Below are 20,867 nucleotides of genomic sequence, written 5' to 3'. Positions count from 1 at the left end.
TATAAAATAGATCCAAGTTATTGCGTGGTGATTCTACAACCTCCTTTTTTCCATAAATTTTAAACTTGTCCATTTCACTACATTAAAAGTATCTTAGTACAATCAACAAACCAGCAAACACGCTATGAAACGCCGTTCGTTCATCAAATCATCCGTATTAACCGGTGTAACCGCAAGCATACTACCAGCCATGAGCCAAGCCACAGAAGCCCCAGCCACCACTGCCGAATACTATGAATTAAGGGTGTACAGCCTAACAAACGGCATTCAGCAAAAACTGGTGGAAGATTATTGGAAAGATGCCGCCATCCCGGCCATGAACCACCTCGGCGTAAAACACGTAGGCGTGTTTACTGAAATGAACCCGACCGGGCAAACTCAACTATATATACTTGTACAATACAACAGCCTGGCCCACTACAGCAGCGTTGCCGATGCCCTCGAAAAAGATCAGGCATATCAAACCAAGGCTTCGCTGTACCTCAACGCGCCGGCCACAGCACCAGCTTATGAGCGCATTGCAAGTTCGTTAATGAAAGCTTTTACTCATATGCCCCACCTTGAGGCTCCGGAAAAGAAAACCCGCGTTTTCGAACTCCGTCAATACCAAAGCGCAAGCGAGGCCGCCGGTAAAAAGAAGATAGAAATGTTTAACAACCAGGGCGAGATAGATATTTTTAAACGCCTCGGCTTCGCACCGGTATTTTGGGGCGAAACGGTGATCGGCAACCAAAGACCAAACCTTACCTATATGGTTACCTTTGATGATATGGATGCCAAAGCCGCCCACTGGAAAGCGTTCGTATCCGACCCTCAATGGAAAAAAATAAGCGCAGTACCTGAATACGCTGATGCGTTGTTGGTGAATAAAATAACATCGACTATGCTGGTGCCTACAGATTATTCGCAGATTTGATTGTGGGATGCATTTTTTGTAAATTTGAATTGATCGCGTAATGGAAAAAGAAAAGCAAACATTTAGCCCTGCCGAAATAGAACTTTTAAAAGAAGGACTTAAGCGCAGCTATAAAGAACGTTTTGAAATGGCCACCCGTTTGTACAAAGTTCAACAAACCATGAGTAAAGCTACCATTACACACAAACCATTTATCAGCAAGTAACCTGTGGACGTTTTTGATGAAGAGATATTAAACTTCTGGAGAGCACTACAGGAAAATAATGTTCAGTACATCATGATTGGCGGCTATGCCATCAACCTTCATGGTTACCAGCGCTTTACAGGAGATCTTGATATCTGGATAAAAGACACACTCGACAATAGAAAACAATTGCGCAAAACATTTGTGAGTTGTGAAATGGGCGACTATCCAATGATAGAATACATGCAATTTGTTCCCGGTTGGACGGAATTTCATTTAAACAACAGCCTTCAGTTAGATATTCTCACAGAAATGAAAGGCCTTGAGAATTATACTTTCGATGAGTGTTTGCAAATGGCGTCAATCGCGGAGATTGAAAATGTCAATGTTCCGTTTCTCCACATTAATCAGTTAATATTAAATAAGAAAGTGATCAATCGCCCTAAGGATCAACTTGACGTATTGGCACTTGAACAAATAAGCAGGTTACGAGAGGATCAATAACTAAATCCGAAATCTAACATCCCAATTCCCTCCCCTACATCACCACTACTCCCATTTTTTCTTGTTTGCATTATCTAAATATTGCTTTAAATTGTAATTGGATTTTTCGTGGTCTTGCGAATATCCAAACCAATTTATAACCAGCCATATAACCGTAAACAATGCTCAAAAAAAGATACCTTTTTTTAGTTCTACTTGCCCTTATACCTTTTAGCTTTATTTTAACACAATGCTATACAAGCACCTATGCCGATCCGCGGGGTGAGGTGTACGCCGGCTCCGAAAGTTGCAAAAAATGCCATAGCGATGTTTATACATCATACCTGCACACGGCCCATTTCCAAACCTCGCAACTGGCCACCGAACAAAATATCAGGGGTAGTTTCGCTAAAGATTCCAACAGTTTCAGTTTTGGCATGGGGCAAAAAATCGTGATGGAAAAACATAACGACAGCCTGTACCAGGTAGGTTACATTAACGGCAACAAAACCGAAGCCGAACCTTTTGATGTAGCCATAGGCAATGGCAAGGCACAAACCTATATGTACTGGAAAAGCAAAATGTTGTATGAACTTCCGGTATCTTATTTTGAAGCACTGCACAATTGGGCCAACAGCCCCGGCTATTTGCCTGATAGGATGAATTTCGGTCGCCCAATTTTGCGCAAGTGCCTGGAATGTCACAGCTCGTTTGTTAAAGAACTTCCGCCCGAAAAAGGTGAATTTGGTTTCGATAAAGCATCGATGGTTTATGGTATCGATTGCGAACGCTGCCACGGCCCTGCCGCTAACCATGTTAACTACCATACCGATAATCCGGATGATAAAAAAGCTAAATACATAGCTACTTATGTGTCCCTCTCGCGTACGCAAAAAATGGATGCCTGCGCGGTTTGCCATTCGGGTAATAAAAATATTCCGCAACGCTCATCCTTCGAGTTTGAAATGGGCGATACTTTAGTAAAAGACCGCACCCAGCCCCGCGTTATCCCCGGCACCGGCAACATGCCCGATGTGCACGGGAATCAATACGATTTGTTGATAGCCAGCAAATGCTACACCATGAGCAAAATGGATTGCGGCAACTGCCACAACCCGCATAGCAATGCCAAACAAAGTATGGCCATATACACCCAGAAATGCTTAAGCTGCCACAGCGAGGCCAGCCATAACTTTTGCAAAATGGCACCACAATTAGGTACCGTGATCGGTAAGTATTGCATTGATTGCCATATGCCTAACAAGGCCTCGAACGTGATCAGGCTTGAATCGGCAGAGAGCAAGGTGAAAGTGCCTTACATGGTGCGCAGCCACTACATCGGCATTTATCCCGAAGAAACGCAGAAAATAGTTGAGTTGATAAAAGGCAAAAAAGGGGTTTAATTTTTACCGATATTGATAACATCAATGACAAATAACAAACCGCATGTCATTCCAGGGATATTTAAAAACCATTAAAGAAAAAACCGGCAAGGGCCCAGCCGATTTCAGGCAGCTGGCCGAAGAAAAAGGATTTACTAAAAGCGGCGAACTAACTGCCAAAGCCGGTGATATTACCAAATGGTTAAAGGATGATTTTGAGTTAGGGCATGGCCACGCGATGGCTATTTACGCCTTGCTGAAAGGTATTAAGAACGAAAATAGCGAGTAAACGCTGCGGCACGTTGGCGTGAAGACAGCCCAACCGGGGGGATGGTAGAAAAATTTTTACTCGCCGTTGCCGTGTCTCCACGGCAACCAGTATGCATTCCTCCCCTTTCAATTATACACCACATAATACAATCTTATCGCAATAAGATACAACGCCAGCAGATCGCCTTTTAAAAGGTTAATTTTTTGCCTGGAGGTAAGCTTGCTTTTTGAACTAAAGCACGTTTTATAAATATTGGTTATGGTTATCCTTGTGGTATTTAACGTTTCCATGTTTGGCAGATGCTTTTGGTTTGATGCTTCATTTAATTGAACCACCTATAACCAATCATTTGCCAAACAATCAAAATACTAACTATCAACAACTTAACACAAAACAAAATCAAACTTCCCCACCATATTTCGAAATTTTACGACGAAATAAAGTAGACCAAAGCTTATTTCTGTACCACTACCCTCCGCGGCACATAACCCGGTTTGGCATTAACGGCAGCAGGCTTAACATTGCTGTTTGTGGTTTTACTTTTAACAACCGGCTTCTTCTTCTTCTTCCTTCTACCCCACCAAATAATAAAACCTGTTATTGGTAATGAAGCGCAAAATAGCGTGCCTAAAAACACCAATATTTTGGTAGGCATCCCGTAAATACTGCCCGTATGGATGCCGTAGATAGAGTTCTGCAACTTTTCAGCAGTGTTTTTAAACTCCTGGCGGGTTTGCTGTTTTAATACGCCGGTTTTAGGGTCATACTCGTAGCTGTCACCTTCGTCCCAGCCACTATGATCATTAAAACTTAGGTAGAAGGCTATGGTGTGTTCCTGGTGATCTTCGTTAATGGTTTCGGGAAGGTTGATATAAAGTTCTGTCCAGTTTTTGCGTTTAGTGAGCACATCGGCAAAAGCTATATCCAGCGGATCTTTGCCAGATTGTGTTACCGGCGTTGGTTTTACTTTTTGCACCTGCTCGGTTTTAGGCAAGCCGCCAACCAGGCTGTACAACCCGGTTGCCCACCAGTTAAAACTCCATACAAGGCCGGTAGCAGCCAATATAAATATCAGCATAAACGAATAAAAACCGCCAACGTTATGGATATCATAATTCTTTCGTCGCCAGCGGGCATCCCACTTAATAGTGAAACGTTGTTTAAACCCTGCTTTATTTTTCGGGAACCAAAGTACCACGCCGGATATCAACGACACGATAATAATGAGCGAAGACACCCCGATAAACCAATGCCCTATATCATACCTCAACAACATTTGCTGGTGCATTACCCGGCACAGGTAAATCCAGTTGGTTTTAAAATTGATCTCGCCCTGAGCCTTGCCTGTGTAAGGGTTTATGTAAACTTCCTTACCATATTCATACTCGGAGAAGAAAGTGATACCCGGCTTTTTTGCCTGGCGATAAGCGCTGAACGCGTAATTTTTATCAGCATCATTTTTTAGCTGGATCCCGCTCAGGGGCTGATCTTTACCCGAAGCTATCTGCGCCTGTTTCAAAAGTACAGAAATCGGCAGGGGCTGCTTATTTATCTTATCAGCAAATACCGTATCATGATGCCACCAATTGGTAAGCTCAACCTGGAACACAAAAATAGCGGCAGGCAGCAGGCTTAATACTAAAACAAGACCCGATGCAAAACCGAGCCATAAGTGGATTTTACCAGCTATCTTTTTAAACATTTGATGATATGTATTGGTACAACGCTTTCCTGTCAATTTTTGGCACCTGTATAATAATACCCTCATCAGTAAGCCTTTTTAAATGCCCATACACCGAGCCTATACTCACTGGTGCACCTCCGGCTTTCACATCAAGCCAAATGGTTTCGGCATCTACCGGGTCGCGGTGATCCATCAGGTATTGTAAAATTACCTGCGATATGGGCCTTAGCTTTAATTGGTTGTTCTGATCATACATAACAGGTGTACTATTCAGGGTTAATAAAAACACCGGCAGCGAACAAACGCCCACTGCCGGCTTATGATATAGGTTAAAATTTAAACGATACCGATGCGATAAATTGACGCAAAGGCTGCGGATTAGCCGTAAACGACGGCGACCAGTATTTTTTGTTGCCGATATTATTGGCAGCAACCCCCACACGCCATTTAGGCTGCTCATAAAACACCGTAGCGTTAACCAGTACAAATGATGGTATCACAATGGTGTTCTCGAGGTTGTAATAGCTTTTTTGCGCATAGTTACCTCCTACGCCAAATCCAAAATCCTGCAGCACAGATCCCGATTGGAATTTGTAGCTACCCCAAAAGTTAGCTACGTTTCTTGGCGTACCGGTAACATCTTTACCCTCACCCTCGGTGGCGCGGATGTATTGGTTTTTATTGTAAACGTAGCCAGCCAAAAGGTTCAAACCTTCTACCGGGTTAGCCGTAAGGCTTACCTCAACGCCTTTACTTTTTTGTTTACCATCCTGGTAGGTGTAGTTGGCATTATCATAGCGCAAGGCATCGCGTACATCAATATTGTAGTAGCTTACCGTAGCCGAAAGCCTGTTATTGGCTGTGCTTACTTTAACACCACCCTCCCACTGAAAAGCATGCTCTGGTTTCAACACCACACGGGTACCGTTTGGCTGTACAGTTGGGCCGTTGTTGGTGAAGCCGCTCATGTAGTTACCAAAAATGGATACCTGATCTTTAACCGGCTGATAAATTAAACCCAGTTTAGGGGTAAGCGAGGTTTGGCTGTAACCGCCATCGCCTTTAAGTTGATACCTGTCAACACGTAAACTTACCAGGGTCATTAACCTGTCGGTAATATTTATCAGGTCTGAAGCGTAGGTAGCGTATTGATTGTATTCAGATGGGTAGAGGCCTGTAAAACCTGAAGCAAGGGCCTTATCGGCGCGCAATCTTGTAACCGGGCTATAGGTTTTGGTGATATCGATGGTATCAACCACGGCATCAGCATAAGTAAAATCGCTGGTGGTATGTACATAATCAAGTCCCCATACCAGGCGGTTGCGTACTGAACCGATCTTGAAATCACCCCTCAGGTTGTGCTGAATATCAGTATTGATGGTAGTAATAGGGCCAAATAACGACGCGCCACGCTCAACCTGCGTAGGGCTGATAAATACCGGGTAAGCCTGGTAGCTGCGCGATACTTTTTCGTTATTTACCGAAATATTGGTTTGCGATGTCCAGTTATCGCTGATCTTGTATTTGGCCTCGAAGTATGAACGGAAGGTATTGGTAACCGCATTGAAATCGTCGCTGTATAATGATGCGCGGTAATCAAGCGGGATTTGGTTTACGTTAGTGATATTCAAACCCGGGAAACGCAGGTAAGGCGTGCGGGTGAGATCTTCATGATAAATTTCCAGATCGGCCGATAAGGTCAAGCGGTCGTTCACTTTATAAAGCAGGCTTGGATCGATGGTAAACGTGTTGTTATGGCCATTTACCAGGTAGCTTTGCTGTTTGTTTACAGCCGCGTTAATGCGGAACAGTACTGTTTTCTCTTTGTTAAGCGGCGAATTAACATCAGCAGTAACGCGGTTCAAACCCCAGCTGCCTGCCGAGTAGGTGATCTCTCCTTTGGTTTCTTCGGTCGGTTTTTTGGTTACCATATTGATGGCACCGCCATATGATGAAACAGTATTACCAAACAAAGTAGCCGATGGGCCTTTCAAAACTTCAAAGTGATCAACATTCACCGGATCGACAGATGAACGACCGGCCGCGATGAACTGGATACCGTTACGGGCAGCTATCTCGGCAGTAAAACCTCGCAAAGTGATACTTGTACCACCGGCAGGATCAATAGAAGGGATAGCACCCGGCACGTTAGATAATGCCTGCGAGATATTAATATTCAACTGATCTTTAAGCAATTCGCTGGTCACCACATTATATACCTGCGGATTTTCGAGGTTTTTAATAGGCAGTTTGGCAACATCATCACTTTGCTGGCGGTTAAATTTATTGATACGTTTGCCCGATGTAACCACCACTTCCTGTAGCTGTTGGTTATTTTCGGTAAGGGTGAAGTTAACCTCGGTGGTTTCTCCCGCTTTAACCTCAACAGTTTGTGTTTGAGTAACAAGGCCTATATAGCTTGCAACCAAAGTATAAGTACCTGGCGTTACATTGTTTATAGTATAAGTGCCGTTATTACCGGCGTGGGTGCCTTTGTTGGTACCTTTCAGGGCGATGTTTACAAACTCGCCGGGTTCGCCGTCGGATGTTTTTACTTTTCCTTTAATAGTACCGTGTGGGGTTTGGGCAAAGCCCGCGTTAAAAACAAGACAGAGCAATAAACAGCCCAGCCATTTTAAGGTATTGTAAATGTTACTTTTGGAGGAAGGATTAGAGGTAGAAGTTTGACTGCATAGTCGGGTAGAATTCATAGTTTTGTTTAAATGATTAATTAAGATTGAAGGATCTGTTAACATTACCCGGTGTTAAGTTTGGCGACCATGCACCGGGGTATTTTTAATTTATTTGAGGGTTTGCTGATAATTTTAACAGCTGTATCACCTCTCCCCTTCCTCTCCGCATTCCATCAGGTCCCGTTATCCATCTTAAACCGATAATCAACCCACTAAATGGCATATCAAACAACAAATTCATATTGGATTGGCAATAAGCATCTGCGGCAAAGAACGTTTTTATTTAGAATAAATCCAAATAAAAACAACAAGCTATTGAGTATCAATAAGCTTAGTTATTACCATTAAACATTTTGCATAAAGCGAGATTTTGTCAAAACTTGAATTTGGGGAAATTATTAGAATTTGTTGAAATTGTTTAGAAGCCCTACCAAAACCGTCATTGCGAGGCACGAAGCAATCCCCGACTGTACAGGGCGGATCTTTATAGCTGCTCTGTCTCTTGGGGATTGCTTCGTACCTCGCAATGACGCTCGGACATATAGCAGTTTTTTAAACATTTGCCTGGCATCCTGCCCATTCCTTAAATTCAACAAATTCGGGTTCAGACAAAATGAGCTATTCAATACTTACGAGGCAAGTATATCAAAAAATAACTAAAAAAATAGGCAATAAAATCCAATATTAATATTATTTAATAATATTAAACACAACTAACACCGGCATAACTTTAAGCTATACCAACAAGCAAAATGCCCCGATAAGGAGATAATCTCCCACAATAAAAAAAAAGAGGCCGGTACAAGATTCGAACTTGCGAACATTCCTTTTGCAGAGGACTCCCTTGAACCACTCGGGCAACCGGCCTTGTGTGTGGAAATAAAAGGACTTGAACCTTTAACCGACACCGTATAAGGGTGCTGCTCTAACCATTGAGCTACATTTCCAGCTATAAATCAGTAGGGTAACCCGGACTCGAACCGGGAGCCTCCACATCCCAAATGTGGTAATCTGACCAATTGATATACTACCCTAAAACGCAAAAAATCCCCTTAGTTTTTATCTAAGAGGATTTTTCAGATGTGTTATATACTTACTATATATACATAGCTATCTCCTCCGATAAATCGGTATGGGTGATGGACACTGTATATATATTGTTGCTTTCATGATGCAATTATACAAACAATATTTAAATTAAAAAATATTTATTAAAAATATTTTTTTTGAACCAAATTGAGGAACGATTCGAGCGCTAAGGAACAATCTAATTTTAATTATTTTCAGAAGCGTCATTGCGAGGTACGAAGCAATCCCCGACTTTACAGAGCGAACCTACAAGCCCCTCTGCCTCTCGGGGATTGCTTCGTACCTCGCAATGACGGCTTATATATACAAACAACCTCCAAGTAAATAACCCAAATCCCGGTTCAGATAACTTTTTTAAAAAAATTTCAAATAATTTTTCACTACGCAAATACACTGCGCAGTAGCTTCTAACCTTTGTATCATCAAAACAAACAAAGGAGGTTTAAAATGAAATTCAACCTGTTAAGCAAAGTAAAAACCATCGTTACTAATTATGAAGGCGCTAAAGCATTTAAAATGAGCGCTGAGATGGAACTATACACCACGGTAGTAACCTGGAGCTTAAACGATACCTTTTATGAAAAAGATGAAGCACGTATGGAACGCCTGCGCACCTTGATAGCGAAATGCAACCCGGTATTTGTGGGTAAGCTGGCGGTGTATGCCCGTACTAAAATGTATATGCGTTCGGTACCGCTGGTGCTGGCTACTGAATTGGCTAAGCTACACTCGGGCGACGATCTGGTTGCCCGGGTTACGGATGGCGTGGTTGGTCGTGCGGATGAAATTACCGAATTGCTGGCCTGTTATCAGGTGCTGAACCAGCGTAAGGGTACTAAAAAGTTAAACCGCTTATCAAAACAGATGCAAAAAGGTTTATCGCTGGCGTTTAACCGCTTTGATGAGTACCAGTTTGCTAAATATAACCGCGATGGCGCTGTTAAACTGCGCGATGCCTTGTTCCTGGTGCACCCACGTGCCAAGGATGATCTGCAACAGCTGATATTTAACAAAATAGTAGCTAACAACTTGCAAACACCTTATACATGGGAAACTGAGCTATCGGCTTTAGGTCAACTAAATTTCGATAGCGTTGAAGCTAAGTCTATCGCGTTCCGCGCCAAGTGGGAAGAACTGATAGATAGCGGTAAAGTGGGCTACATGGCTTTATTACGTAACCTGCGTAACATACAGGAAGCCGGCGTAAGCTATGCCCACTTTAAAAAAGTGTGCGCAACGCTAAGCGATGGCGAGCAGGTGGCGAAAGCCAAACAGTTCCCATTCCGTTACCTGGCTGCTTACCGCGAGCTGATAACACCAACTAACGCTGTGCAAAACATAGCAAGGGCAGCAAAAGCAGCCATAACAGGCAACAAAGGCTATACCGGCGAACTGCTCGATGCTTTGGAAAAAGCGGTACAGGCGAGCGCTGCTAATATCCGAGGCTTTGACGAAAATACCCGCGTGCTGTTGGCTTGCGACGTTTCGGGCTCAATGCAGAAACCGATCTCGGCAAACTCGAAAGTGTTACTGTACGATATCGGCCTGATGCTGGCTATGCTGCTGCAATCGCGTTGCAACAATGTGGAAGTGGGTATGTTTGGTAACTACTGGAAAACCATTGCTGTACCACGCCATAACATATTAGGCAACGTGCAGGAATTTTATCGCCGCGAAGGTGAAGTGGGTTATGCCACTAATGGTAACCTGGTGATCCAGGATCTGTTAGACCGTCGCGTACAAATGGATAAGGTGATGCTATTTACCGACTGCCAATTGTGGAACAGCAACAGTGGTGCCTATGATATCCAACAGCTATGGGTTCAATACAAACAAACAATCGCGCCAAAAGCAAAACTCTACCTGTTTGATTTGGCAGGCTATGGTCAAACGCCATTGCAGCTACTGAATAATGAGGTGTACCTGATTGCCGGCTGGAGCGATAAAGTTTTCGATGTACTGGCTGCTATTGAAAAAGGCAACTCCGCGTTGGATTTAATTAACAAAATTGATTTATAAATATGGGGAGGAAAAGGCCTCCCCTACTTAAGGAATAAAGATGCCGTATGCCTGGCGTTACTTCGCTCAAAATGAAAATTAACGCGGGCTGCCTGTTGCTCTTTATAAAGAAGGTGCCGTATGCAAGTGTTACTTCGATTCCAAGCCTGAAACGCCGGTTCGAGTCCGGCCCCGTAAGGGTAGTTGAGATGGTTAAACACAGGGTAAGCACGCACTTGTAACCTGTTGCCCTTCTTTTTTAAATATTAAAACTTATAAAATGCGGAGAGATTTATCCCTCCTGTTAAAAAATAAAGATGCCGTAGGTAAGGGTTACTTCGCGACAGACCAAGGGGAGGGCATTGTGGCGCAAGCCGTGATGGAGGTTCGAGTCCTCGCTTGCAAGCCCCCAATTAAAGACCCTTTCCGCCTTTGCTCTTTATATAAAGAAGGTGTCGTTTATAAGTGTTACTTCGATCCTTACTGTAACGCCGGTTTGATTCCGGCCCCGAAAGGGTAGTTTAGATGATTAGAACGCAGAGAAAGCACGCACTTATAACCTGTTACCCTTCTTTTTAAAACATTGAAAATAAATAAGGTGCCGTAAACAAGTAATACTTCGTTTAGGGACGTTAGGGTCGCCGGTTCGAACCCGGCCCGCGGGTAACCGCGGTAGCTCAGTTGGTAGAGCATAAAATAGAGACTTGTTACCTGTTGCCCTTATTTTTAAAAATGAACAGCGGTTAAAGTGCCGTAGATAAGTATTACTTCGCCTAACCCCAAGGTCGCCGGTATAAGTCCGGCCCGTAGCGTAAAGCTAAGGTAGCTCAGCAGCATAGAGCATGGGACCCCGATTACTTATCGGCTATTCGCCTTTAACCGCTGTTTATTAAAACTTTGCAACCTAACCTTTATCAGTAAAAGAAACCGGGATGCCGTGTACGTGCGATACTTCGCTTTCCACGCAAAACCTACCGCACATTAATTATTGCTCCCGGTTTCTTTATTTAAACTTTTAACTGAACAATATCATGAACCAAACCATACAACAAAAACTGCTTGGACTGGAGCAGGCCGAAAATATAAAAATACTTTACGCCTGCGAATCGGGCAGCCGGGCCTGGGGCTTTGCCTCGCCGGATAGTGATTATGATGTGCGCTTCTTTTACGTGCGCCCACTCGATCACTATCTCAGCATAACCAACATGCCCGACTTTTTGGACTTCCCGCTTAATGATGAACTTGATCTGCGTGGTTGGGATATACAGAAAGCGCTTAAATTGTTTCTAAAATCCAACTCATCGCCGTACGAATGGCTGCAATCGCCAGTTGTGTATATGGAAGCAACCGGCTTTGCTAATGAACTTCGTGCTTTAATGCCCGGCTATTTTTCTCCAAAGGCTATGGCTAACCATTACGCGTCGCTCGCATTCAACGCACTCACTGATGACCTGCAAGGCGATGAGATGAACCTGAAGCGGCTTTTTTACGCGCTAAGATCTGCCCTGGCTTGCCTTTGGATAGTTGACCGGCAAAGCGTACCGCCAATGGAATTTGCTAAATTGCGGGTAATCATAACTGATGACGCTGTTCAGCAGGCTATAGAACCCTTGCTGGAGCAGAAACGGAATGCCGTTGAAAAAGCTGCAGTAAAATCTGTTCCGGTATTGAAACAATGGCTTACCGAAACCCTAAGCTATTGCAAAGCGCGAATAGCAGAGTTGCCATCAGAAAAGAAACAAACCGACAAGCTAAATGCCTTGTTCAGAAAATACGTACACCGATGACTTTTAACTATTTAAAACAAAACCCGCGATGGTTCCTGCTCGATTGTATCAGCGGGAGCACCGCGTATAACCTCAACGTTAAAGGATCGGATACGGATAAAAAGGGCATCTTCATTATGCCTCAAAAGCAATTGTACGGTTTTACACAAACAGCGCAGGTAGCTAATGAAAGCAGTGATGAGGTCTATTTTGAGATAGGGCGATTTTTAGAACTCCTTACCAAAAACAACCCTAATATACTGGAGCTGCTAAATACACCAAAGCAATTTGTGCTGTACCGCCATCCGCTGATGGAGTTGATAAAACCGGAAGATTTTTTGTCGAAACTTTGCCTGGATACTTTTGCGGGTTACGCGCATTCGCAGATAAAAAAAGCCCGGGGCTTGAATAAGAAGATCAACAAACCTATGGACGAAGAACGCCGGTCGGTATTAGATTTTTGCCATGTTATTTATAACGATGGTAGCGTTACATTAACAGAGTGGCTTGAGACAAATGGCTTGGCTCAGGATCAATGCGGACTGGTTAGTTTGGATCATTTCAGGAACGGATACCTGCTTTATCATCAAACCCAATTAACTGAGGGTAGTTTTAGGGGGATCATATCCGGTCCGGAGGCAGATGATGTTCAGCTAAGCTCGGTTCCTAAAGGCCTCGCTCATCTTGCTGTGATGAACTTTAATAAAGATGGCTATTCGGTATATTGTAAAGAGTACAAAGAATATCACGAATGGGTAACCAAACGCAATGAACTGCGCTATCAAAGCACCTTATCGCAGGGCAAAAACTACGATGCTAAAAACATGATGCACACCTTCCGGCTGCTTAATATGGCCGCCGAAATAGCGCAATATGGCGAGGTAAGAGTGAACCGACCCGACAGGGATTTTCTGCTAAAAATCCGTAACGGCGAATTTGAGTTTGACGATCTGATGCTGATGGTAGAAGAAAAGATGATGGAGATAGGTGAATTATACAGCACCTCTCCCCTGCCCGAACGACCGGATTTACAGAAAGCGGAGGATGCTTTATTGGAGATCAGAGCGGAATTTTATACAGCTGGTTATCAATAATTAAAAGATCTATATCCATTCAACCCAGCGTTTTTTAATTCCCTCCTTGGGGAGGGGTGCGATGGATTGTGTAGTGGCAGGGAGGGGTTTATTCGTCATGATCAGCAAAGAAGTACATCGTAGAAACCCCTCCCTACACCCTCCCAGGGGAGGGAATCGCACTTTCCCCCGCTCTTCTTATTTCTTCCGAACAACTATGCTGACAACACCAACAACGACGAGACAAGCGCGACGCTCAAACCCCACCTCCTCCCGGGTTACCTTTACGTTATTCCAGTATTAATTAAGACAACCAAACCTGTTAACCTTAATTATGAACATCATCAAAAAAATTGCCCGTATCATACTGAAATTTGTTCTTGGCTTTATAGCATTTGTACTGCTTTACGCCCTTTCGGCATTTATATTTTCAGTATGGAGTGTAAAGAAAGAACCTAATACAGCTAATGACGTGGCCATCTACATCCTGACCAATGGCGATCATACCGATGTGGTTTTACCTGTAAAAACAGCAATTGTTGATTGGAGCAAAGAAATGAGCTATCAAAATACCATATCCAAAGATACCACCAACAAATACCTTGCTATTGGCTGGGGCGATAAAGGTTTTTACCTCAACACCCCTACATGGGCCGATTTGAAATTCAGCACTGCTTTTAAAGCGGCCTTCGCTTTAAGCACATCGGCTATCCACGCCATTTATTACCCTAACATCCGCGAAAGCAACGACTGTAAAAAGATCATGATCAGCAATGATCAATACAAGCGCATGGTTGCATTTATTGATAACAGTTTTAAACGCGATGCCGCCGATAATGTCATCAACATAAAAACCAACGCCAATTATGATAACAATGATGCGTTTTACGAAGCTAAACGCAAGTACAATCTATTTTATACCTGCAATACCTGGGCTAATAATGTGCTGAAAGCCGGAGGGCAAACCGCCTGTGTTTGGACACCGTTTGACAGAGGTATTTTTTATCATTACCGATAGAGAGGCCATAAAAACATCAGCTCTATCTAATAAAAGTTGTCATTTCGAAAGAGCAGAGAGGGAAAGAGTGTAGGGGGCGAAAGAGAAATCTTATACGTCCTGCTAAGCGGCTTTGCATTCGTTAAAGCAGGTCGTACAAGATTTCTCCTCCCCCGGTGCACAATCCTCACCCCGCTCGTCGAAATGACAAATGGGTTTTCTTACTATATAGTCTCCTCAGTATATTTAATGCTCAGATTCTGCAGCATATCCTCTGTCATTAAACCAACATCATATTTCGGCTTCCAACCCCAATCTTTGCGGGCTATGGCATCGTTAATACTTTGCGGCCAACTATCCGCAATGGCCTGGCGACTGTCCGGCTTGTAGGTTACTTGTAGTTCGGGTTTGTGTTTTTGTATTTCGGCGGCAAGTTCGGCGGCGCTGAAGCTTAGACCTGATAAGTTATATGATGTGCGGATGCTGATGTTTTCGGCAGGCGCTTCCATCAGTTCGAGCGTGCCGCGGATGGCATCATCCATGTACAACATCGGTAAGCTGGTATCTTCAGCCAAAAAGCATTCGTAGCTGCCTGTTTTGATAGCTTCGTGAAAGATAGCCACGGCATAATCGGTAGTGCCACCGCCCGGAGGGGCTGAGTAGCTGATCAAGCCCGGATAACGGATACTGCGCACATCCAATCCATATTTCTCAAAGTAATAACGGCACCATTGCTCGCCTGCTATTTTGCTGATGCCATAAACGGTGGATGGATTAGTAACCCCATCCTGCGGGCAATCAACCTTAGGCGCATCCGGACCAAAAACAGCAATGCTGCTTGGCCAGAAAATCTGCTCCAGCTTTTCTTCGCGGGCTACCTCAAGTACGTTTAAAAGGCCTTGCATATTGATATCCCAGGCCATCAATGGGTTTTGCTCACCGGTTGCCGATAACACAGCCGCGAGGTGATATATATGGGTGATACTTTTTTCCTGAACCAAAGTTTGCAGAGCTGCTTTATCAAGCACATTTAACTGCGCGTAAGGACCAGCTTGCGTTGTTTTTTCATTTACCGGATGACGATCTGAAGCGATAACCGCATCCGCGCCATATTTTGCACGTAGGGCAATGGTCAATTCAGTACCAATTTGACCCAATGCACCAATTACAAGGATAGATTTCTTGTTACTATACACGTTTTATAGATTTTGTAGGATTAAAATGCTTTTTTTTAAAGCGAAGACTATCGGAGACATTTCCCCCTTTGTCATGCTGAGAAACGAAGCATCTTCTTCGCCCTGTATAGCCGCCCCGCACTGCGAAGAAGATCCTTCGCTATCGCTCAGGATGACAAGTAAAAAATGCCAAGCTGAGCCTATTGGGCTAATTCTGTATTCCCCCTTTCACAGGGTACAAATCCAGACTTACGAAGTTTTAAAAACTTCGTAAGTCTAAACCGGCCGAGATCAGAGCTTAACCTTGAGACAACTAACCTCTTATCTCCAACCTCTAATCTCTTATTTATGCTTCGAGCTCATGTAAAACGTGATCTCGCCGCCATTCATGATATCGGCATGGCTGATAAACAGTTTATCAAGCGTTCTGCCGTTCAATACCATTTTTTGTACATAAACATTTTTCGGTCCCTGGTTTTTAACGTTAACCGTAAATGTTTTGCCATTATCCAGGTTAATCACCGCGTGGTCAACAGCTGGGCTACCGGTTGAGTACTCGTCAGAACCCGGTGCTACCGGGTAAAAACCAAGCGAGGTGAATATGTACCAGGCGCTCATCTGGCCGGTGTCATCATTACCACCTAAACCATCAGGTGTTGGTTTGTACATCATCGGGAGGATCATGCGTACACGTTCCTGGGTTTTCCATGGTTTATCAGTCCAATTGTACAGGTAGGCTACGTGGTGCGATGGTTCGTTACCATGAACATAATTACCGATGATACCGTCGCGGGTAATGTCTTCAGTTTCGGCAAAATATTTATCTGGCAGGTTCATGGTGAACAAGGAATCCAGGTAACGCACGAAACGTTTATCGCCACCCATCATTTTGATCAAACCTTCAGGATCCTGCGGAGCGAACAGGGTATAGTTCCAGCTGTTACCTTCAATAAAGCCTTCGTTAATGGTGCTCAATGGGTCGAATTTAGCACGGAATACACCAGCAGCCGATTTAGGACGCATAAAGCCTATCGATGGATCATAAACATTTTTATAGTTTTCTGATCGTTTGATGAACTCCTCGTAAATGTCATTACGGTTTAGTTTTTTAGCCAGTTGAGCGATAGCCCAATCGTCAAAAGCATATTCAACTGTTGATGACACAGATACGCCGCTTCTTTCATCGGGAATAAAACCTTTGTCCATGTACTCGCCAATACCTTCATAATCGCGATGACGGGCGGTGGCTACGCAGGCGTCAAGTGCCTTGTTAGCATCGAAGCTTACATTACCTTTTATAACAGCATCGGCAATTACTGCAACACTGTGGTAACCGCTCATACACCAGTTTTCGTTACCCGAGTTTGACCATACCGGCAGCATATGCTCCGGACTTTGATCATAATGGGCCAGCATTGATTGAACCATATCCGCATTGCGTTTCGGCTCAATGATGTTGAACAGCGGGTGCAAGGCGCGGTAAGTATCCCAAAGCGAGAATGTAGTATAATTTGTAAAGCCGTCAGCTTTATGTACATTTTGATCTAAACCTTTGTACTGGCCATCGGCATCCATGTACAAGGTTGGGTTGATCATGGTGTGGTACATTGAAGTGTAGAAGTTAAGCTTGGTTTCTTTACTTCCGGCAATTTCAATTTTGTGCAGTTCTTTTTCCCAAAGCTGCTGACCGTCGTTTTTCACTTTATCAAAATCCCATCCAGGTGCTTCGGTACGCATATTGTTCAGCGCGCCATCCATGCTTACCGGCGAGATCGCGAATTTGATCTTGATCTTCTCCCCTTCTTCGGTTTTAAAATCGAAGTAGGTGCGCAGTTGCTTCCCGGCAATTTCAGGGAAGTTTTTCACCTGGTTAAATTTGCCCCAGAAACCACCGTAAACTTCGCGTTTATCATATTTTTTATAGCCATGCTGATAAAAAGGCTTAGAAAAGCTCATGGCAAAATACAAAGTACGGGTACGCGCCCAGCCATTGGTTTGGCGGTAGCCTATCACGGTTGTATCGTTAACTACCCGCAGGTAAGTCCAAACGTTTTTATCGGGATAGTTATAGATGCCAGCCATCAGATCCAATATGATATGTGATTGATCTGATTTTGGGAATGTGTACTGGTGAAAGCCAACCCTTGCCGTAGTAGTTAACTCGGCAGTGATGTTATTGGCATCCAATTTTACTTTGTAGTAGTTGGCCGCGCTCACCTCGTTCTGGTGCGAAAATGCCGAACGGTAACCGCTGCCCGGTTTATCTGCCGTACCGGGATTTAACTGTAGCTTACCAACAGTAGGCATAATTAAAAAGTCGCCCAGGTCTGAGTGACCGGTACCACTGAAGTGTGTATGACTAAAGCCTACAATGGTTTTATCATCGTACTGATAACCCGCGCAGTATTTATATACATCGGGGTTATATTTGCCATCTTTTTCGTAGCTGGCGGTGTCCGTTTCAGGGCTAAGCTGCACCATACCAAATGGCACTGTTGCGCCTGGATAGGTATGCCCCATACGTTGGGTACCGATGATGGGCTTTACATAGTCAACCAGTTTTTCGGTTTTGTTTTGGGCCTGCGCATATACCGCCGAACCCATTAATAATGCTGTAAGTATTCGCTTCATTTAATTTACTATATCATTATTCCCCTTTTTTTGGGGATTTTATTTCGTCAACACAGGGCCCGTTTTCCATTATCTTACAGACTTTTAATTGTTGTGATAAGGCTGCTAATTTATGCAAAACAGGTTATTTAATATCCTATAGCTTAATTTGTTACACAAACGTTTGTATGCCAGCTTAAATTGCAGGGTTAGCGGCATAGGCGGTCCATAACTCATCAACCGTTTTGCCTGTCAGGTTTTTCCAGCTATCGGCTGTATAGGTATGCTCACGCAGTTGTTTATCTAATGTTTTTACCAGGTCGGGCTTTACATTTTTTTCTATCCAAACCAAAAACCTTGCAGTTACACGGTAAGCATTATCATAGTTTTGGGTTGATTTAAATGCTGGCAGCGCCCATTTTGCACCGACATTATCTACACCGAATTTATTACGTGCATAATCGGCAATACCTTCGGTCAACCAGCCCGGTCCGTCGCTGTTGCCGTAGGCTTGTACAATGTGCATTACCTCGTGGGTAACCACATCAATATCGCCGGGGTGTTTAGCCATGTATTTAGCGCTGAAAACAACGGTATCGTTACCTGTAGCGGCAACACCATCGTAAGCGGTATCAATAACAAAGGTTACCTTTTTTGAAGTGTTTTTGTTGTACTCTTTAGCCAGTTTAGGATAAACCTCGAAGAAGGTTTTGATCAGGCGATCTTTTAGCGCAGTACTAAAAGTAGCGTCTTTACTGATGAAAGTTACCTGGTAACCTTTTTGTTTAAAAACCTCCTGAGCAACTGTTACATTGCTTGCAAGCAGGCCCGAAATAAAAACTGTGAACAGAATTAGCGTTTTTTTCATTGATTAGTTTGATATATTAATACTATCTGCAATACTAAAGTGACAAATATAGATAAAACGTTTTATCATTTTCAATGTACCCTACTGTAATATTATTGCTAAATGCTATATAAAAATTAACTCCTGCTACCTTCAAACAGCAGGAGTTATAATTAATTAAACAATATTGGGGAGAAAGAACTATGAAGCGCTTGAAAATGAAGGCAATGTAAACAGCGGTCCAGGCAATTCCTTCGTTTAAATCTTTTCAAATCTAATTAAATAAAACGTTTTACCAAATAGTTTTTAAACTACTCCCCTTTAATTTTTTCACGTTAAATTAAGCCGTAACTTTTGTTAGGGTCGATCCGCGCTCTATCAGTTTTGAAGGGATCTGCAAATCAATTTTCGAAGCATCCATTTTCCGGCTGCTGATCTGCTCCATCAAAATATCAATGGCCGATTTGGCTATTTCATAAGTAGGCTGCTGAATGGTTGTAATACCCGGCGGGTAAAGGTTAAAGATCTCGTTATCATCAAAACTGATCACCGCCAAGTCGCCGGGAATGCTAAGGCCAAGATCCCGGATAGCTTGCAGGCCCATAGTACCGAGATAGTTGGTGGTAAAAAAGATACCGTCCATCTGCTTTTGCTTCCCGATAAATTCTTTAATAGCGTTTACGCCATCGGCCTTGCTCATATCATATGGCACTTTGAGCACCATTTTGCTATTATCTTTTAAGCCATGATCTTTTAAAGCAGCCTTAAACCCTGCCGAGCGGTCGTTCAATTGCACCAGGCCAAGATCAGCGGTAACCATGCCGATATTTTTATAGCCCGATCTCACAAAGCAACTTACTGCATTGTAAGCACTCTCATAATTGTTTACCAATACATGCGGAATATCAAACCCGGGGAAATATCCATCAATTAATACTACCGGCTTCTCGCTATCAACCAGGCTTTGAATGTCTTTCTCAAGGCCTTTCATCGGGGTTATGATATAACCATCAACCAGTTGCTGCGATAGCATCCTGATCATGTCCTTACCTTTTTGCAGGTTGTTGTTGGTACTGCAATAAATAATGCGGTATCCGTCTTTTTCGGCTTCCTCTTCAATTACCTTGGCCATCTCCCCAAAAAAGGGACCGCCTATGTTTTCAACTATCAAACCAATAACTTTTGATACGCCCGTGCGCAGGCCAACCGCCATGCGGTTTGGTTCGTAGCCATTTTTTTGGGCCACGTCCAGGATCTTTTTGCTGATCTCTTTGCTTATACGCCCTTTGCCGTTTAATACAAATGATACGGTAGTGATTGAAGTGTCGGTTAGCTTGGCTATATCCTTGATGGATATTTTTTTCTTGATCATTCTATATACTGTTCAGGTGTTAGGTTGTTACGCTTTTACTGTAGTACCCCAACAATTACGTTTGCTTATTGTGTTTTTTATTCCCGCCAAATCCGCCCTCAAAATGGTTAAAACTTTATGGTTTTATGTGTTTTTACCGTAAACAGAGGCCAGGCAGGATACAATAGGCCCAATTATAGGATATTACAAGGTCAAAGATATCTTTTACCTAATATTTTGAGCAAAATACCTTTTAATTGTTACAAATCAAGATAATTATCAATTAGGCCTACCCCTACAAAGTTTCTACAAGTGATTTTCGCACGTAAATTATCTACACCGTTAATT

The 20,867-nt window shown here is 43.3% G+C and carries 17 protein-coding genes and 3 tRNA genes; 9 read left to right on the top strand and 11 right to left on the bottom strand.

The features are described from left to right. The first annotated feature begins 124 nt into the window (after nucleotides 1–124). From AAFN85_RS20920 to AAFN85_RS20900, 5 genes are all read left to right on the top strand, one after another. Nucleotides 125–916, top strand: coding sequence for an NIPSNAP family protein (locus AAFN85_RS20920; protein ID WP_347529558.1), 792 nt, complete (start codon nucleotides 125–127; stop codon nucleotides 914–916). Nucleotides 917–956: 40 nt separating this feature from the next. Beyond that, on the top strand, nucleotides 957–1,121 hold the full coding sequence (locus AAFN85_RS20915) for a hypothetical protein (RefSeq protein ID WP_347529557.1): 165 nt from the start codon (nucleotides 957–959) through the stop codon (nucleotides 1,119–1,121). Between the two features lie 3 nt (nucleotides 1,122–1,124). After that, the gene (locus AAFN85_RS20910; protein WP_347529556.1) at nucleotides 1,125–1,604 is read left to right on the top strand and encodes a nucleotidyltransferase; all 480 of its coding nucleotides are present in this window, start codon (nucleotides 1,125–1,127) and stop codon (nucleotides 1,602–1,604) included. Between the two features lie 161 nt (nucleotides 1,605–1,765). Then, nucleotides 1,766–2,986, top strand: coding sequence for a multiheme c-type cytochrome (locus tag AAFN85_RS20905; protein WP_347529555.1), 1,221 nt, complete (start codon nucleotides 1,766–1,768; stop codon nucleotides 2,984–2,986). A gap of 43 nt (nucleotides 2,987–3,029) precedes the next feature. Then, nucleotides 3,030–3,254: a DUF4287 domain-containing protein gene (locus tag AAFN85_RS20900; RefSeq protein ID WP_347529554.1), complete on the top strand. Its 225-nt coding sequence runs from the start codon at nucleotides 3,030–3,032 to the stop codon at nucleotides 3,252–3,254. 107 nt (nucleotides 3,255–3,361) lie between these two features. Here the strand turns inward: AAFN85_RS20900 and AAFN85_RS20895 are convergent, their stop codons facing one another. The 7 genes from AAFN85_RS20895 to AAFN85_RS20865 form a co-directional block, all read right to left on the bottom strand. Further along, complete coding sequence (locus AAFN85_RS20895) at nucleotides 3,362–3,526, bottom strand: hypothetical protein (RefSeq protein ID WP_347529553.1); 165 nt, start codon at nucleotides 3,524–3,526, stop codon at nucleotides 3,362–3,364. Nucleotides 3,527–3,690: 164 nt separating this feature from the next. Continuing rightward, nucleotides 3,691–4,938: a PepSY-associated TM helix domain-containing protein gene (locus AAFN85_RS20890; protein WP_347529552.1), complete on the bottom strand. Its 1,248-nt coding sequence runs from the start codon at nucleotides 4,936–4,938 to the stop codon at nucleotides 3,691–3,693. After that, complete coding sequence (locus AAFN85_RS20885; protein WP_347529551.1) at nucleotides 4,931–5,176, bottom strand: hypothetical protein; 246 nt, start codon at nucleotides 5,174–5,176, stop codon at nucleotides 4,931–4,933. The genes AAFN85_RS20890 and AAFN85_RS20885 overlap by 8 nt, the downstream gene beginning before the upstream one ends. 73 nt (nucleotides 5,177–5,249) lie before the next feature. Continuing rightward, the gene (locus AAFN85_RS20880) at nucleotides 5,250–7,631 is read right to left on the bottom strand and encodes a TonB-dependent receptor (RefSeq protein ID WP_347529550.1); all 2,382 of its coding nucleotides are present in this window, start codon (nucleotides 7,629–7,631) and stop codon (nucleotides 5,250–5,252) included. Between the two features lie 775 nt (nucleotides 7,632–8,406). Beyond that, nucleotides 8,407–8,480, bottom strand: a tRNA-Cys gene (locus AAFN85_RS20875). Nucleotides 8,481–8,487: 7 nt separating this feature from the next. Then, a tRNA-Ile gene (locus tag AAFN85_RS20870) sits at nucleotides 8,488–8,560 on the bottom strand. Between the two features lie 13 nt (nucleotides 8,561–8,573). Next, nucleotides 8,574–8,647, bottom strand: a tRNA-Pro gene (locus AAFN85_RS20865). Nucleotides 8,648–9,149: 502 nt separating this feature from the next. Between AAFN85_RS20865 and AAFN85_RS20860 the strand changes: the two genes are divergently transcribed. The 4 genes from AAFN85_RS20860 to AAFN85_RS20845 all read left to right on the top strand — a co-directional run bounded on the left by AAFN85_RS20860 (nucleotide 9,150) and on the right by AAFN85_RS20845 (nucleotide 14,557). Further along, entirely contained in the window at nucleotides 9,150–10,721 is a 1,572-nt protein-coding gene (locus AAFN85_RS20860; RefSeq protein WP_347529549.1) for a TROVE domain-containing protein, read from the top strand. A gap of 1,010 nt (nucleotides 10,722–11,731) precedes the next feature. Then, entirely contained in the window at nucleotides 11,732–12,487 is a 756-nt protein-coding gene (locus tag AAFN85_RS20855) for a nucleotidyltransferase domain-containing protein (protein ID WP_347529548.1), read from the top strand. After that, the gene (locus AAFN85_RS20850) at nucleotides 12,484–13,560 is read left to right on the top strand and encodes a nucleotidyltransferase domain-containing protein (protein ID WP_347529547.1); all 1,077 of its coding nucleotides are present in this window, start codon (nucleotides 12,484–12,486) and stop codon (nucleotides 13,558–13,560) included. Before AAFN85_RS20855 ends, AAFN85_RS20850 begins: the two co-directional genes overlap by 4 nt. 313 nt (nucleotides 13,561–13,873) lie before the next feature. Then, nucleotides 13,874–14,557, top strand: a complete 684-nt coding sequence (locus AAFN85_RS20845) for a TIGR02117 family protein (protein ID WP_347529546.1) — start codon at nucleotides 13,874–13,876, stop codon at nucleotides 14,555–14,557. 203 nt (nucleotides 14,558–14,760) lie between these two features. Here the strand turns inward: AAFN85_RS20845 and AAFN85_RS20840 are convergent, their stop codons facing one another. The 4 genes from AAFN85_RS20840 to AAFN85_RS20825 all read right to left on the bottom strand — a co-directional run bounded on the left by AAFN85_RS20840 (nucleotide 14,761) and on the right by AAFN85_RS20825 (nucleotide 20,540). Continuing rightward, on the bottom strand, nucleotides 14,761–15,732 hold the full coding sequence (locus tag AAFN85_RS20840) for an NAD-dependent epimerase/dehydratase family protein (RefSeq protein WP_347529545.1): 972 nt from the start codon (nucleotides 15,730–15,732) through the stop codon (nucleotides 14,761–14,763). Between the two features lie 321 nt (nucleotides 15,733–16,053). Then, nucleotides 16,054–18,342, bottom strand: coding sequence for a GH92 family glycosyl hydrolase (locus AAFN85_RS20835; protein ID WP_347529544.1), 2,289 nt, complete (start codon nucleotides 18,340–18,342; stop codon nucleotides 16,054–16,056). Nucleotides 18,343–18,517: 175 nt separating this feature from the next. Continuing rightward, the gene (locus AAFN85_RS20830) at nucleotides 18,518–19,189 is read right to left on the bottom strand and encodes a basic secretory protein-like protein (RefSeq protein WP_347529543.1); all 672 of its coding nucleotides are present in this window, start codon (nucleotides 19,187–19,189) and stop codon (nucleotides 18,518–18,520) included. A 319-nt stretch (nucleotides 19,190–19,508) separates the two neighbouring features. Further along, on the bottom strand, nucleotides 19,509–20,540 hold the full coding sequence (locus AAFN85_RS20825) for a substrate-binding domain-containing protein (protein ID WP_347529542.1): 1,032 nt from the start codon (nucleotides 20,538–20,540) through the stop codon (nucleotides 19,509–19,511). Nucleotides 20,541–20,867 lie beyond the last annotated feature (327 nt).

The organism is Mucilaginibacter sp. CAU 1740, from assembly GCF_039839285.1.
Taxonomy (GTDB): Bacteria; Bacteroidota; Bacteroidia; order Sphingobacteriales; family Sphingobacteriaceae; genus Mucilaginibacter.
Note: the sequence above shows the minus strand (reverse complement) of the source record. Positions and strands in the feature narration are given on the sequence as shown.

Coding starts and splice junctions, on each gene's coding strand:
- AAFN85_RS20920 (WP_347529558.1), top strand. CDS start 125: ATGAAACGCCGTTCGTTCATCAAATCATCCGTATTAACCGGTGTAACC.
- AAFN85_RS20915 (WP_347529557.1), top strand. CDS start 957: ATGGAAAAAGAAAAGCAAACATTTAGCCCTGCCGAAATAGAACTTTTA.
- AAFN85_RS20905 (WP_347529555.1), top strand. CDS start 1,766: ATGCTCAAAAAAAGATACCTTTTTTTAGTTCTACTTGCCCTTATACCT.
- AAFN85_RS20900 (WP_347529554.1), top strand. CDS start 3,030: ATGTCATTCCAGGGATATTTAAAAACCATTAAAGAAAAAACCGGCAAG.
- AAFN85_RS20895 (WP_347529553.1), bottom strand. CDS start 3,526: ATGGAAACGTTAAATACCACAAGGATAACCATAACCAATATTTATAAA.
- AAFN85_RS20890 (WP_347529552.1), bottom strand. CDS start 4,938: ATGTTTAAAAAGATAGCTGGTAAAATCCACTTATGGCTCGGTTTTGCA.
- AAFN85_RS20885 (WP_347529551.1), bottom strand. CDS start 5,176: ATGTATGATCAGAACAACCAATTAAAGCTAAGGCCCATATCGCAGGTA.
- AAFN85_RS20880 (WP_347529550.1), bottom strand. CDS start 7,631: ATGAATTCTACCCGACTATGCAGTCAAACTTCTACCTCTAATCCTTCC.
- AAFN85_RS20860 (WP_347529549.1), top strand. CDS start 9,150: ATGAAATTCAACCTGTTAAGCAAAGTAAAAACCATCGTTACTAATTAT.
- AAFN85_RS20855 (WP_347529548.1), top strand. CDS start 11,732: ATGAACCAAACCATACAACAAAAACTGCTTGGACTGGAGCAGGCCGAA.
- AAFN85_RS20850 (WP_347529547.1), top strand. CDS start 12,484: ATGACTTTTAACTATTTAAAACAAAACCCGCGATGGTTCCTGCTCGAT.
- AAFN85_RS20845 (WP_347529546.1), top strand. CDS start 13,874: ATGAACATCATCAAAAAAATTGCCCGTATCATACTGAAATTTGTTCTT.
- AAFN85_RS20835 (WP_347529544.1), bottom strand. CDS start 18,342: ATGAAGCGAATACTTACAGCATTATTAATGGGTTCGGCGGTATATGCG.
- AAFN85_RS20830 (WP_347529543.1), bottom strand. CDS start 19,189: ATGAAAAAAACGCTAATTCTGTTCACAGTTTTTATTTCGGGCCTGCTT.
- AAFN85_RS20825 (WP_347529542.1), bottom strand. CDS start 20,540: ATGATCAAGAAAAAAATATCCATCAAGGATATAGCCAAGCTAACCGAC.